Annotated in this window: 9 protein-coding genes; all 9 read right to left on the bottom strand. The window is 56.7% G+C overall.

The features are described 5' to 3' along the window. Positions 1-139: 139 nt before the first annotated feature. Positions 140-2419: a methyl-accepting chemotaxis protein gene (locus VK70_RS00150; RefSeq protein WP_025700090.1), complete on the bottom strand. Its 2280-nt coding sequence runs from the start codon at positions 2417-2419 to the stop codon at positions 140-142. A 204-nt stretch (positions 2420-2623) separates the two neighbouring features. Continuing rightward, positions 2624-3955, bottom strand: coding sequence for a tetratricopeptide repeat protein (locus VK70_RS00145; protein WP_025700092.1), 1332 nt, complete (start codon positions 3953-3955; stop codon positions 2624-2626). 280 nt (positions 3956-4235) lie between these two features. Continuing rightward, entirely contained in the window at positions 4236-5504 is a 1269-nt protein-coding gene (gene purD, locus VK70_RS00140; RefSeq protein ID WP_025700094.1) for a phosphoribosylamine--glycine ligase, read from the bottom strand. Positions 5505-5528: 24 nt separating this feature from the next. Then, positions 5529-7076, bottom strand: a complete 1548-nt coding sequence (gene purH / locus VK70_RS00135) for a bifunctional phosphoribosylaminoimidazolecarboxamide formyltransferase/IMP cyclohydrolase (RefSeq protein ID WP_046722594.1) — start codon at positions 7074-7076, stop codon at positions 5529-5531. Positions 7077-7341: 265 nt separating this feature from the next. Then, positions 7342-7956 (bottom strand): phosphoribosylglycinamide formyltransferase, encoded by a 615-nt coding sequence (purN, locus tag VK70_RS00130; RefSeq protein ID WP_025700097.1) that lies wholly within the window; start codon positions 7954-7956, stop codon positions 7342-7344. Next, positions 7956-8999, bottom strand: a complete 1044-nt coding sequence (gene purM, locus VK70_RS00125; protein WP_025700099.1) for a phosphoribosylformylglycinamidine cyclo-ligase — start codon at positions 8997-8999, stop codon at positions 7956-7958. The genes purN and purM overlap by 1 nt, the downstream gene beginning before the upstream one ends. 662 nt (positions 9000-9661) lie before the next feature. Further along, positions 9662-11158: an amidophosphoribosyltransferase gene (gene purF / locus VK70_RS00120; protein ID WP_046722592.1), complete on the bottom strand. Its 1497-nt coding sequence runs from the start codon at positions 11156-11158 to the stop codon at positions 9662-9664. Next, the gene (gene purL / locus VK70_RS00115; RefSeq protein WP_046722590.1) at positions 11143-13389 is read right to left on the bottom strand and encodes a phosphoribosylformylglycinamidine synthase subunit PurL; all 2247 of its coding nucleotides are present in this window, start codon (positions 13387-13389) and stop codon (positions 11143-11145) included. Before purL ends, purF begins: the two co-directional genes overlap by 16 nt. Next, positions 13367-14056 (bottom strand): phosphoribosylformylglycinamidine synthase subunit PurQ, encoded by a 690-nt coding sequence (purQ, locus tag VK70_RS00110; protein WP_025693772.1) that lies wholly within the window; start codon positions 14054-14056, stop codon positions 13367-13369. Before purQ ends, purL begins: the two co-directional genes overlap by 23 nt. Between the last annotated feature and the right edge of the window lie 3 nt (positions 14057-14059).

The raw sequence follows: 14059 nt of genomic DNA, 5'->3' as shown, positions 1-14059 counted from the left end.
AAATTTTCGCCAAAATAGGGCGTCCTACATGAATCTTCTCTACGGCCCACATCCGGTCATTTATGCCGCCATTAAAATAGCCCCTGCGGCTAGTAACTAATCGCAGGGGCTGGGACTTACGACTGGGGCCTAATCCAGCTTACGCCTTGAAACGGGACACCGTTTCCAGCAGCGCCGACGCGCTGGTCCGGATTTCTTCCATTTCCGTCACAATGCTGCCCGATTTTTCGATAATCTGTTCCGTTCTTTCAGCAATACTGCCCGCGCCTTCGGCGCCTTCATTCGTGGCAATGGCCGTTTCGCTGATGGCATGCAGCATACTCTGGATGGATGCAAGCAGTTCCTCCGTAGTCGCGCTGAAATCCGTAACCAGGTCTTCCACATACTTGGCGTCCTCGCTGTACTGGGAACCGGTCTTCTGCATCGCGTCGTAATCCTGCAGGACCTGCTTGTCCATAAATTGCAGGATATCCTCCGCTCCTTCGACGAGGCTGCCCACAGCCGTAACAACCAATCCGGTTACCTGCATAATTTCATTCACTGCCGAGCGCGAATTCTCCGCCAGCTTGCGGATTTCCTCGGCGACTACGGCAAATCCTCTCCCCGCCTCACCAGCCCGGGCCGCTTCGATGGAGGCGTTCAGGGACAGCAGATTCGTCTGCGAGGCAATCTCCATAATGGAAGTCGTCAGCACCTTGATCTGTTCAATCGACCGGGACTGCTCGATGGCGCTGCGAAGCTTCTCCTCGCTGTGGCCATAGATCTGCTCGGCGGCCTGCCGGGACGCGATGGCCGACTGCTTGAGCCGCTCGGCGCGCTCATTGATTTCTTTGGCCGACCCGGCGCCATCCTGCGCCTTCAAGGCGATATTGTTAATCGCGCCTTCAATCTCCAGCGTGCTGGCGTTCATCTCTTCCATTGCGGCAGCGGTCTGCTGCATTCCCGCCGACAGCTCCTCGGTAGTAGTGGAAACATCGGCAATGTTCTCGTCCAGAACGAATACATTTTTCTCCGTATTTTCGACATGGTCCGAAATGCTGCGCGAGGTGCGCATGATTTCCCTAATCATATCCTGCTGGGAGGAAATCATCTCATTGAAGCCTTTGGCCAAAATGCCGATTTCACCTTTAGCCTTGACGTTGGCGCGGACCGACAGGTCCCCGGCCATCGCGGCTTGGAAAGCTTCCGTCAGCACCGGAATCGGTCTCAGGATACTCGCAGCGACGAAATACAGCACTAAGCCTATGATGATGATCGCCGCTATGGTGGACAGGATGAAAATCAACTGGAAGGAGCGCAGAGCGCCCTCCGCAGCTTTTGCCGGAACGACGAGCGCTTCCGCCCATTGATTGTCGACGGCAGGCGCATAAGAGACGTAGCTGGACTGACCGTCAATATTTGTCTTGATGACATTTGAGCCCCACTTCAGCATTTTATCGCCGACTGTCTTCCATTCCTCATCGAGCTCGTTAATCTTTTTAAGCAAAATATAGTCGCTGTTCGGGTGGTAAATGAAAGTGCCGTCCTTATTGACCAGCAGCGCAAATCCGCTGCCCTTGTAGTTGAAGCCCTTCAGCGCCTGCGTAATTTGCTCCGTCGATATATCCGCACCCGCCACACCGATCAGCTTTCCGTTATCGTCCAGAATCGGAGCACTGAGCGTAACGACCATTTTACCGGAGTCGGCGTCAATATAAGGGTCGGTCACAGTAAGCCGGTTATTCTTAACCGCCGAGGCATACCAAGCGCGTTCCTTCATGTTGTAATCGGCCGGGGGTTCGAACTCACCCTGGGTAATGATCTTGTTAATAGAATCCAGACCGATATATACGTTCTGCAGATTTTTATTGTTGTCCTTAGTCAGATTAAGTGTGTGAATGAGGGAACTGTATCCGTCCGTCGTCTTAATAGCATCCGGAGAGGATACGCTGCTAATAAAGTCCCTTACAAAAGCATTAGCGCCCAGCAGCTCCACACTGCCGCCGGCCGGCATGAGCAGCTCATTCACTTCGGAAGAAATCTGCCGTTTCTCATAATCGAGCGCCTGGCGCAAATCATCGACGATGAGCTTCTTCGTGTTGCTGTAAATGACACCGGCCATGATGGAAAAAATAATAACGATGGACACGATGACAAATAGAAACAGCTTGCCCTTGATTCCCATATCCGAAAGGCGGTGCAGCAATGTTCCGTCAGAGCTTGTTAACCTTGTCGCTGCTTCCACACCTTCCCCTCCCTGCACGGTCTCCGTCTTGGGTTCAAACGATGGGTCAGGCTGCCGCCTGTTCAGCAAGAGCTTCTTCCGCTTTGACGGGAACAGCCCCTTTGACCATGGCTTGCGCTTGTCTGGCGAATGATTCTCTGTAAGCTCCTTGGAGTCCGCCTCAAATTCTTCATTAGGTGTCAACTTCTGTACCATGATGATCCCGCCTTCAATATGAATATACCTTTAATCATGCTATCGGATTTCCGCTTGGAGTTATTAAGGGAATGTAAGGGTTTCATGTCAAAAAAACAGAAATTTTTATTTGTAGTGTCGAAATTTGGCCGTTTTTGCAGCAAAAAAGCCCTCATTCCCCTATTTTCGAGGAATAAAGGCTTTGATTAGAATCTTAGGCTTTCCCTACTGTTTAAGCATCCACTTCAGCAGTTCCGGCACGCTCGCCCACAGCCGCGAGTGCATGATCACGTACTCGATCGCCTCATTGGCATCGCCCCTGCCGATGTAATCGGGCAGATTGTGCGGAAGCATTTTGGCGCCCAGCAGATAATCCGGTACATGCTTGTTCACGCCCTTGGCTACGCGATACAGCATTTTCAGGCGGGAGGTAACGCCATGCCGTTTGAATTCCAGCACCATCCGGTCATAGGCAAACGAAGCGGCCCCCTCGTCATCTTGGTAGGCTTTCAGCAGCTCCTCCGCCTCCGCCAGCCGATCCATGAACAGATAGACGGCCAGCAGCAAATAGCGTGCTCCCATGTTGTCGCTGGGATTAAGCTCCAGAATATGCTCCAGTGTCTTGGCGGCCTCTTCCGGGATTCCACCGAACCAGCAGGATTCCGCATAGCTCCTGCAGACGCGCAAGTAGGGCCGGGTCTCGTGGATCAGCCAGAAATGCCCCTTATTCGCGGCAAAGAACTCCTCGCCCAACTCCCGGCTGCCCGCTTCCATCCCGGCTCTTAGCAGAGTCCGTGCTTCCTGCTCATTCTCGGCCTCCTCAGCCAGCACAAGATAAGCTCCGGAGTTATCCGGGTCCAGGTCCAGCGCCGCTTTGGCTAACTGTATCCTGCTCTTCGGATTGCCCGCCTCCATCGCTTTTAGCACTAACAGCTGCGCTTTCTCTTTAGCGCTTCCGTTCAGCGATTTCACGAGCAGCTCCGGCGGGAGTAAATCCTCGCCGCCGCCGATTCCATGCTCTTCGGCATACGCACGCAGTTCTTTGACTCTGCGCGCAATCGCCCCCGCCGTCACCTCATATTTCCCGGCCAAATCGTTCTGGCTAAGCATGAAGCCGTATTCCTCGGAAAGTATGTATTCAATCGCTGCGCAGAACACGCCCTCCTTCTTTATAATCGGCTTCACTGCCCGTGAATAGCCGTTCCACAGCATCAGCGCTTCCGCTATCAATTCTTTGTCATATTCACATCTCATCCGCTCGATCAGCGTAAGACCAAGCTCCGAATGCACCGGGCTCTCCCACTGCAAGTCGCGCGAGACTAATTTTCTCAGCTTGGGAAGCGTCAGCTTGCTTCCTTCGGAAGCCGGTTTCTCCCCGAAGCCGGCATGATTCTCCGCAAAGGACTGCACGATCATTCCGGGCACCGTTGTTCCAGTTGACGAACCCACCAGGCTCAGCGCGGGAGCCTCGGCGCCGCGTTCCTTTCCGATACAACATTTTTTATATTTTTTTCCGCTTCCGCATGGGCACAAGTCGTTTCTTCCGATCTTGATCAAAACCTATTCCTCCTTAAATCTGCAGCACACCCAAAGTAAACAGCCTGTCCGAATACGGGCAGTATGCGCCGCCAGACTGTCCATGTCGGTATTATAGCATTTTTCGGCATGTAAAAAGGGCCCTTCCGCTATTGGAAAGACCCTTTTATTCTGTCTATATCCGTACATGTTCCCCCGTACGAGTTGTATTATAGCACTTGTTTCACAGCCTGTCAGTCTTTTTTTAGGACATTTAACATAAAAATTTGTGAATTATCCCGAACGAAAGTCGGATTTCAGCTTATTGTAGCGCTTTGGCCGCGATATCGGTGCGGTTCTGCTTGCCGTCAAAGGAAATCCGGTTCGCATTCGCGTAAGCTGCACTCCGTGCTTCAGCAATTCCTGCACCAAGCCCGACAACGCCAAGCACCCGGCCGCCATTCGTCACGATACTTCCATCAGCTCCAAACGCGGTACCGGCATGAAAAATGAGCCCCGCTTGGCCGGCCTCGTCCAGCCCGCCGATCGGTACGCCTTTGGCGTAAGAGCCCGGGTATCCCTGCGAAGCCAGCACAACGCATACCGCGGCCTCGCTGCTCCATTCAATATCGATATCGGCAAGCCGGCCTTCCACCGCCGCAAGGAAAATCTCCAGCAGATCGCTCTGCAGCCTCGGCAGCACGACCTGGGTCTCCGGATCGCCGAAACGGGCGTTGAATTCGACGGTTTTGGGGGTACCGTCCGGTGAAATCATCAGTCCGGCGAACAGTACGCCCCGGAAAGGCCGACCCTCGGCAACCATTGCTTTGGCCGTTGGCTCGACAATCGTCTCAATCGCTTGGCGAATGATGGCATCGTCGATATGCGGCAGCGGAGAATAGGTGCCCATCCCGCCGGTATTGGGACCTTTGTCACCGTCGAAGACCGGCTTGTGGTCCTGCGCCGCAGGCATCGGACGCACCGTCTCGCCGTCCACGAAGGCCAGAATCGACATTTCCTGTCCCGCCAGAAATTCCTCGATCACAACCTGGCTGCCGGACTCGCCGAATATGCGGGATACCATCATGTCCTCCAGCGCCTTCTCCGCTTCTTCGCGCGAGTAAGCCACTGTTACCCCTTTGCCCGCCGCAAGGCCATCCGCCTTGATGACAATCGGCAGCTCCTGCTCCTTCAAATAAGCCGAAGCTTCGGCGTAGTCGGTGAACTTCCGGTAAGCCGCCGTCGGGATATTGTATTTATGCAGCAGGTCCTTCATGAACGCCTTGCTGCCTTCGATCTCGGCCGCGTTCTTGCGCGGTCCGAACACCTTGAGGCCTTCTGCCTCAAGAACGTCTACAATGCCCGCAGCCAGCGGATCGTCCGGTCCCACGACGACTAGGCCGACCTCTTTTTCCTTCGCAAACGCGGCCAGCTTGTCGAACTCGAACACGCCGATTGGCACGCACTCCGCCACCTGCGCGATCCCGGCGTTGCCGGGCGCGCAGTAAATCTTATCCGCTTTAGGGCTTTTGGACAGGCTCCAGCATATTGCATGCTCCCGTCCGCCGCCGCCGATTACCAATATATCCATTCCTAATAAAACCTCCGGTCGGTTCTAGTGTTTGAAGTGACGAACGCCGGTAAAGACCATGGCGATTCCGTGCTCATTCGCGACCTTGATCGATTCCTCGTCCCGGACGGAGCCGCCAGGCTGAATAACCGCCGTAATGCCCGCTTGGGCTGCGATCTCAAGCGTATCGCCCATCGGGAAGAACGCATCGGACGCCAGCACCGATCCCTTGGCTTTCTCACCGGCCTGCTCGATGGCGATCTTCGCGGCGCCTACGCGGTTCATTTGTCCCGCGCCCACGCCGACGGTCATGTCGTCCGCCGCAAGCACGATAGCATTGGACTTCACATGCTTGACGACCTTCCAGCCGAACAGCAGCTGCTTCAGCTCTTCTTCGGTCGGCTTGCGGTCCGTTACGACTTTAAGGTCATCCGGATTGACTGAGTGAACATCGCTTTCCTGCACGACCATACCGCCCTCGACCGTCGTGACGACAAAGCTGCTCTTCCGCGCTGCGGCCGCGCCAAGCCCTCCGATTTTCAGCAGGCGGATGTTCTTCTTCTTCGTGAGGATCTCCAGTGCTTCATCCGTAAAGCCCGGAGCGAGAATGATTTCCAGGAAAACTTCTTTCAACAGATTCGCTGTATCGGAATCAATATACCGGTTCGCTGCTACAATGCCGCCGAAGATGGAAACCGGATCGGCGTTATAGGCTTTTTGATAAGCTTCAAAAATACTCTCGCCGACTCCGACGCCGCACGGATTCATATGCTTCACCGCCACCACGGCAGGCTCGTCGAATTCCTTGACGATTTGCAGCGCCGCGTTGGCATCGTTGATGTTGTTGTAGGACAATTCCTTGCCGTGCAGCTGCTCGGCGCCGGTCAGCGTGTCCTGAGCCGCCAAAGGCGTACGGTAGAATGCCGCCTTCTGATGCGGGTTCTCGCCGTAGCGCAGATCCTGAATCTTCTCGTAAGTTACCGTGTAGCGCTCCGGCAGCGGTTCGCCGGTCACATTGGACAGATAGTCGGAAATCAGAGCGTCGTAAGCCGCCGTATGGCGGAACACTTTTGCCGCAAGCCGTTTGCGGGTCTCAAGCGTCGTGTCGCCGCCCGCGCGCACTTCTTCAAGCACCTTGGCGTAATCGTCGGCATCCACCACTACGCTTACAAACGCATGGTTCTTCGCCGCCGAACGCAGCATGGTCGGTCCGCCGATGTCGATGTTCTCAATCGCTTCCTCGTAAGTTACATCGGGCTTGGCGATTGTCTCTGCGAACGGGTACAGGTTCACGACCACCAGGTCGATGTAATCCAGGCCCAGCTCGGTCATCTGGCGCGTATGCTCTTCGTTGTCCCGTACCGCCAGCAGGCCGCTGTGAACGGCGGGGTGCAGCGTTTTAACGCGTCCGTCCATGATTTCGGGAAAGCCCGTCACGTCGGAGATACCGATTACCGGCACGCCTTCTTTGGCTAAAAGGGTGCTCGTTCCGCCCGTGGAGATGATTTCTACGCCCAATGCCGACAGCTCGCGGCAAAAATCCACGATGCCCCGTTTATCCGATACGCTGACCAGCGCTCTTTTGATACTCACTTTGTATAGTCCTCCTCCGTATTGTCTTGTAGTTTAGTGGATGAAGCATTGACTGCATGAATAGTTAAAGGGGTTGCCCGAATGCTCCTGCAATATTCGCAAAAGTCTCTTGAAACCGCCGATTTTCGCATACCTACATGGTACGTACTATTTTCACGGCTTATCCGCCCGTTCATTCAACACTTCTCGCCGCTTGTGCATTATTTCCCGAGAAATATCAAATTCCCGGAACCGCTTGTCGAATGAGTTGGAAGCCGATGTACAGCTATTTGCGAACCTTCACTTTTCTTCCGTCCAGACTGATTTTTCCGGCTGCAAAAGCGGCAACGACCTCGGGATACAGCTCGTATTCCACCTGGTGAATGCGCTCCGCCAGAGTATCAGCCGTATCGCCGTCCTCCACCGCGAGCGCGCGCTGGGCAATGACAGGACCGGTATCCATGCCGCCATCGACAAAATGCACCGTAACTCCCGTCAGCTTCACGCCGTAATCCAGCGCCTGTCCAATCGCATCCTTGCCGGCGAAGGCCGGCAGCAGCGACGGGTGAATATTAATGATGCGTCCCTCATAAGGCGTCAGCAGCACCGGTGTAATGAGCCGCATATACCCGGCCAGCACAATGAGCCCGATCTCGCGTTGCTGAAGCTCCTCTATAATCCGCTTCTCGTACTGCTCCCGGCTGTCAAAATCCTTGGGCCGCCGCAGCAGGGAAGGAATCCCGGCCTCCTGAGCCCGCTGCGCCACAGGCGCTTCCGGTCTGTCGGACACCAGCAGTTCGATGGCGCCGCCGCCCAGCCGTCCTTCCCGCTGCGCCTGCACCAGCGCGGCAAAATTACTGCCCTGCCCCGAGGCAAACACGGCGATCCGGCTGTAATCCATCATACATCCGCTCCCGTAAAGGTAACCTTACGCTCTCCCTCTGTCACCTTGCCGATCACATAGGCTTCCTCGCCGCTGTCCTTCAGCAGTTGCAGCGCTTTGGCCGCGTCATCCGCGCTTACCACAAGCACCAGGCCGATTCCCATATTGAAGGTGGTAAACATGTCACGGTTGGTTACATTGCCTTTTTGCTGAAGAAGTTCAAAGATCGGCAAAATCGGCCACGAACCGTAGTTGATGTCCACATTGACGCTATCCGGCAGCACACGCGGAATATTCTCGATGAAGCCGCCGCCCGTAATATGCGCCATCCCTTTCACCGGAAGCTGCTCCAGCAGTCCAAGAAGCGGCTTGACGTAAATTTTAGTCGGTGCGAGCAGGACATCCGCAAGCGGTGCGCCCAGTTCCGGCAGCACTTCATCCAGGCTATAGCCGCCTTCCCCGTCCAGCAAAAGCTTCCGCACCAGCGAGAACCCGTTGCTGTGCACGCCGCTGGAAGCAAGCCCGATTACCGTATCGCCAGGCGCGATCTGCTCTCCGGTTACCAGCTTGGCCTTATCGGCAACGCCCACGGTAAATCCGGCGATATCATACTCGCCTTCTGCGTACATGCCCGGCATTTCCGCCGTCTCTCCGCCGATCAGCGCACAGCCAGCCTGATGACAGCCTTCCGCGATCCCGGAAACGATCGCTTCGATCTTCTCCGGCACCACCTTGTCACAGGCCAGATAATCGAGGAAAAAAAGCGGCTCCGCACCCTGCACGACGATATCGTTCACGCACATGGCAACCGCGTCGATGCCGATCGTGTCATGCCGGTCTGCCGCGAAGGCAATTTTCAGCTTCGTGCCGACTCCGTCCGTTCCCGATACCAGCACAGGCTCCTCGTATTTATCTTTATTCAAGCCAAACAGCGCACCGAATCCGCCGAGTTCCGTCATAACCTCGGGGCGAAACGTGCGCTTTACATGTTTCTTCATTCGTTCTACCGCTTCATTGCCCGCCGCAATATCGACACCGGCGTTTTTGTAAGCTTCGGACACTTGGACACCTCTTTTCATGTAGTTAAAACCCTGGGGATTGGGACCGGCTGTCATTACGAGAAACATTTGGGCTTCCGATCGCTGTTATGCTCAGATTTCCTGATTGAACCGCTTAGCGGTTGAAATCCGAGCATAAAGGCGAACGCTGCCGCTTCTCCAGCTCCAAATTTTCTCTTCATGACAGCCTCCCCAATCGCAGGGTAGGGGAGAAGGATAAGCCGGGCGCCTATGAAACGGCGCCCGTGCCTTAGGCAAGACCAGCCGCGACTTCGCGAAGCGAACAGCACGGGGCGGGCAAGCCTTTAGGGACCGCCGGGCGCAGCGGCGGTCGGCCATAGTCTGGGCGAGTCCAGCCAGCGCATTCGCGAAGCGAACAGGCTGGGGATGGACGAGCCCCAAATGCACCGCTATGCGAAGCGGCGGTGCGCCAGGGCCCGGCGACGGCTGTAGGCCGGATGCCGGGCAGCGCAGCGGCGTAAAGCGTGTCCCGCTGTTCGCGTAAGCGGAAGGGACGACAAGCGACTATCCGCACTAGCCCCCGCTTAGCAAGTTCATACCAAACTCCGTTACGCCGAGCTTTCGGGTGGCCGGAGGGCTGGCCCTCCGGGGTCCCCCTTGGCAAGGGGGATTTAGGGGGATGGACCCACGATTTTAGGGGGATGTCAACAAGAACATCCTTCCTTCTCCGCCCCGCCAAAGTCAACCTGCGTTGGATAATCGTTATCGAAACAGGAAAGGCACAGCCCGCCTTTGTATTCTCCGCCGCTTAGACCGCCGATGGACTGGATCAGTCCTTCCGGCGACAGGAACGCCAGTGAATCCGCGTTGATCTCGCGGCGGATTTCTTCGATGGACTGATGCGAAGCAATCAGCTCCCGCCGGTCCGGTGTATCGATGCCATAGAAGCACGGATTCTTGAAAGGCGGCGACGTGATGCGCACATGCACTTCGGTCGCGCCCGCTTCGCGCAGCAGATTGACGATCCGGCGCGAGGTCGTGCCCCGCACGATAGAGTCGTCGATCATGACGACGCGCTGGCCTTCCACGACGCGGCGGACGGCGCTGAGCTTCATTTTGACACCCTGCTCGCGCAGCTCCTGACTCGGCTGGATGAACGTCCGGCCCGTGTATTTGTTCTTGATCAGCCCAAGCTCGTATGGGATGCCGGTCTGCTCCGCGTAGCCGATCGCGGCGGAAATGCTGGAATCCGGCACGCCGGTCACGATATCGGCGTCGACAAAGCCTTCAAGCGCGAGCCGGCTGCCCATCCGCTTGCGAGCGGCATGGAGGTTCGCTCCGTTCATGTCGCTGTCGGGCCGGGCAAAATAAATATACTCCATGGCGCACAGCGCCTTGCGCTGCGGCTCGGCGAACCGGTCCTCGGTCAAGCCGTCCTTGTCCAGAATCAGCAGCTCACCAGGCGTGATGTCGCGGACAAGCTCCGCGCCGATCGTCTCCAGCGCGCAGGATTCCGAAGCGAAAATATACGCTTCGCCGACGCGCCCCATCACGAGCGGCCGCAGGCCGTTCGGGTCGGAAGCGACCAGCAGCTTGTCGTTCGTCATCAGCAGAAAAGCGAATCCGCCAACGAGCTTTCGCAGGGCTTCCTTCGCTGCTTCCACAAAATCCTTCGGCGAACGCGCGATCAGATGCGCCAGCACCTCGGTATCGCTCGTCGTCTGGAAGATCGAGCCGCTGCTCTCCAGCTCCCGCCGGATCAGCGGCTCGTTCACGATGTTGCCGTTCGTCGCAATCGCCAGATCGCCGTCGCGGTATTTAAAGATGAGCGGCTGCGCGTTCGTCAGCCGGCTGTCTCCGCTGGTGGAATAACGAACATGCCCGATGGACATGTTGCCGACCAGCGACTCAATCTTATCCTTGTCAAATACTTCCTTGACGAGACCCATACCGCGATGGTAATTGAAGTCCCGGCCGTTCGCCACGCAGATGCCCGCGCTTTCCTCGCCGCGATGCTGAAGCGCGTGAAGGCCGTAATAAGACATGGAAGCGGCTTCCGGGTGTCCGAAGACCCCGAAAACGCCGCATTCTTCTTTTAATGTATCAAATATATCTCCCGAGCCCGTTCCTTCGTTGTAAAAGTCGCCGGTCCACAGGAGGGGTTCCGCCTGCTTCTTCCCGGTCTTTATTTCATAAGACATGGAATAGCATCCTCCCAAATAGTTGTAAGTTCTGCTACAGGTTCGTCCAGCGCGGAAGAACCGTCAAGATTTACACGAAGGCGGTCGCCGCCTACGCTGCCGATGACCTTAACCGGTACGCCGGCAGCGGCGATATAAGCGCGCAGTTCCTCAGCTTTGTCGCTTGAAGCGGTAAGCAGAATGCGCGACTGGCTCTCGCTGAACAGCGCCACGTCGCGGCGCAGGCCACCGGAAGCCAGATCGACATTCGAGCCGATCCGGCCGCTGATACAGCTCTCGGCCAGCGCTGCCGCCAGGCCGCCTTCGGACAGGTCATGCGCCGAGCGGACAAGGCCGCTGCGGATGGCGCCTAGCACGGCGTCAATCAGCTTGCGCTCTACGGCAAGGTCCAGCTGCGGCGGACGGCCTTCCGTTACGCCGTGCACGGCGTACTGGAATTCGCTGCCGCCAAGCTCCGCACGTGTCTCGCCAAGCAGCAGAATGGCGTCGCCCTCGCTCTTGAACGCTTGCGTTGTAATATGATCCGTATCTTCCACAAGTCCGACCATGCCGACTACCGGAGTCGGATAAATGGCACCCGTTGCGTTCTCGTTATAAAGGCTGACGTTGCCGCCGATAACCGGCGTGTCCAGCACGCGGCAGGCTTCCGCCATGCCGTCCACGGCGCGCTCCATCTGCCAGAAAATATCCGGCTTCTCCGGGCTGCCGAAGTTCAGATTATCCGTAATCGCCAGCGGCTGCCCGCCGGAGCAGACGATGTTCCGCGCAGCTTCGCCGACCGCGATTTTGCCGCCGACTTCAGGATCAAGGTACACGTAACGACCGTTGCAGTCCGTCGTCATCGCGAGGCCTTTGCGTGTGCCGTTAATGGTCACGACCGCAGCGTCAGAGCCGGGGCGAACCGCCGTGCTGGTGCGGACCATGTAGTCATATTGGTTGTAAATCCACGCTTTGCTTGCCACCGTCGGGGAAGCCAGCACTTTTTTCAGCGCGCCGCCAAGGTCTGTCACTTCTTCATAGCGAAGCGTATCGACAGATGCGTTCTCTTGATAATAAGCCGGTACGGAAGAAGGCTTGTCATAAACCGGACACTCGTCCACCAGCGCCGTTACCGGCATGTCGCCAACCACTTCGCCGTGATGGAACAGCTTCAGGCGTCCATCGTCCGTTACTTTGCCGACTTTGCGGCAGATAACGCCCCAGCGGTCAAAAATCTCCTGTGCCTGCGCCTCATCCTTCGGCTCGACAACGAACAGCATCCGCTCCTGCGATTCCGACAGCATCATTTCGTAAGGCGTCATGCCTTCCTCGCGCTGCGGCACCTGGTCGAGGTACAGTTCCAGGCCGTTGCCCGCCTTGCTCGCCATTTCCGCGCTCGAGCAGGTCAGACCCGCCGCGCCCATATCCTGAATGCCGAGCACAATACCGGAATCGATCAGCTCGAGACAGGCTTCCATGACCAGCTTCTCCATGAACGGATCGCCGACCTGCACCGCCGTCTTCTTCGCTTCCGACTCCTCGCTCAGCTCAACCGAAGCGAAGGTCGCGCCGTGAATACCGTCGCGCCCCGTAGGCGGTCCAACGTAGAACACCGGGTTGCCGACGCCTTTGGCGACGCCGCGCTGGATTTTGTCGTGGTCGATCAAGCCGACGCACATCGCGTTGACGAGCGGATTGCCGTCATAGCTGTTGTCAAACATTACTTCGCCGCCAACAGTCGGGATGCCGATACAGTTGCCGTAGCCCGCGATGCCGGACACAACATGCTCGAACAGATATTTGACCCGATCACTTTCGAGCTTGCCGAAACGAAGGGAATTCAGAATGGCTACCGGTCTTGCGCCCATCGAGAAAATGTCACGGATAATTCCGCCCACGCCCGTTGCGGCGCCTTGGTAAGGCTCGACCGCCGAAGGGTGGTTATGGCTTTCGATTTTGAATACAACGGCTTGGTTGTCGCCGATGTCCACGATCCCTGCGCCTTCGCCCGGTCCCATCAGGACGCGGGGGCCGCTTACCGGGAAGCGGCGAAGCAGCGGCTTCGAATTTTTGTACGCGCAGTGTTCGGACCACATAACGCTGAACACGCCGATTTCGGTGTAGTTCGGAAGGCGTCCCATGAACGAGCAGATCAGCTCGTATTCGCTGTCCGACACGCCGAACTGGCTGTAAATTTTCTGGTCTTTGATTTGCTCCGCGGTCGGTTCCTTAGCGGACACTTGCTGTGCCATGGGTATCCCTCCAGGTTTTCAAAATGGAACTGAACATCCGTTTACCGTCTTCGGAGCCGAGCAGGGTATTGACCGCCCGTTCCGGATGCGGCATCATGCCGACGACGTTGCCGCGCTCATTGCAGATGCCCGCAATATCGGCGACAGAGCCGTTAGGATTGTTCGTATAAGTGAAGACGATCTGGTTGTTCGCTTTAAGCGAAGCCAGCGTCTCTTCGTCGCAGTAATAGTTGCCTTCGCCGTGGGCAATCGGAATGACGATTTCTTCGCCTTCCGCATAGTCCTTCGTGAACGGCGTTTTATAATTAACGACCTTAAGCGTCGTATCGTGACATCGGAATTTGATCGATTCATTCCGGCGCAGCGCGCCCGGCAGCAGTCCCGCCTCGGTCAGAATCTGGAAGCCGTTGCAGATGCCGAGCACGTACTTGCCCTGCTCAGCCGCCTTGGCTACCTCGTTCATCACGGGAGCGAACTGCGAAATCGCGCCGCAGCGCAAATAGTCGCCGTAAGAAAAGCCGCCCGGAACGATAATGCAATCATAAGCGGACAGATCGGTCGCCGTATGCCACACATAGTCAACAGGCTCGCCAAGCGTATCTTTTACCGCTTTGTAGCAGTCGATATCGCAGTTGGAGCCGGGAAAGACAAGGACAGCAAATTTCATGAC

Origin of the sequence: Paenibacillus durus ATCC 35681, assembly GCF_000993825.1 — a bacterium.
Classification (GTDB): Bacteria; Bacillota; Bacilli; order Paenibacillales; family Paenibacillaceae; genus Paenibacillus_AQ; species Paenibacillus_AQ durus_B.
The sequence above is the reverse complement of the archived record's forward strand: the minus strand, read 5'-3'. Positions and strand labels throughout refer to the sequence as shown.

Bases quoted from the DNA above. Each gene is read 5' to 3' on its own strand.
- VK70_RS00150 (WP_025700090.1), bottom strand. From the start codon at position 2,419: ATGGTACAGAAGTTGACACCTAATGAAGAATTTGAGGCGGACTCCAAG.
- purD (WP_025700094.1), bottom strand. From the start codon at position 5,504: ATGGATATATTGGTAATCGGCGGCGGCGGACGGGAGCATGCAATATGC.
- purN (WP_025700097.1), bottom strand. From the start codon at position 7,956: ATGGATTACAGCCGGATCGCCGTGTTTGCCTCGGGGCAGGGCAGTAAT.
- purF (WP_046722592.1), bottom strand. From the start codon at position 11,158: ATGTCTTATGAAATAAAGACCGGGAAGAAGCAGGCGGAACCCCTCCTG.
- purL (WP_046722590.1), bottom strand. From the start codon at position 13,389: ATGGCACAGCAAGTGTCCGCTAAGGAACCGACCGCGGAGCAAATCAAA.
- purQ (WP_025693772.1), bottom strand. From the start codon at position 14,056: ATGAAATTTGCTGTCCTTGTCTTTCCCGGCTCCAACTGCGATATCGAC.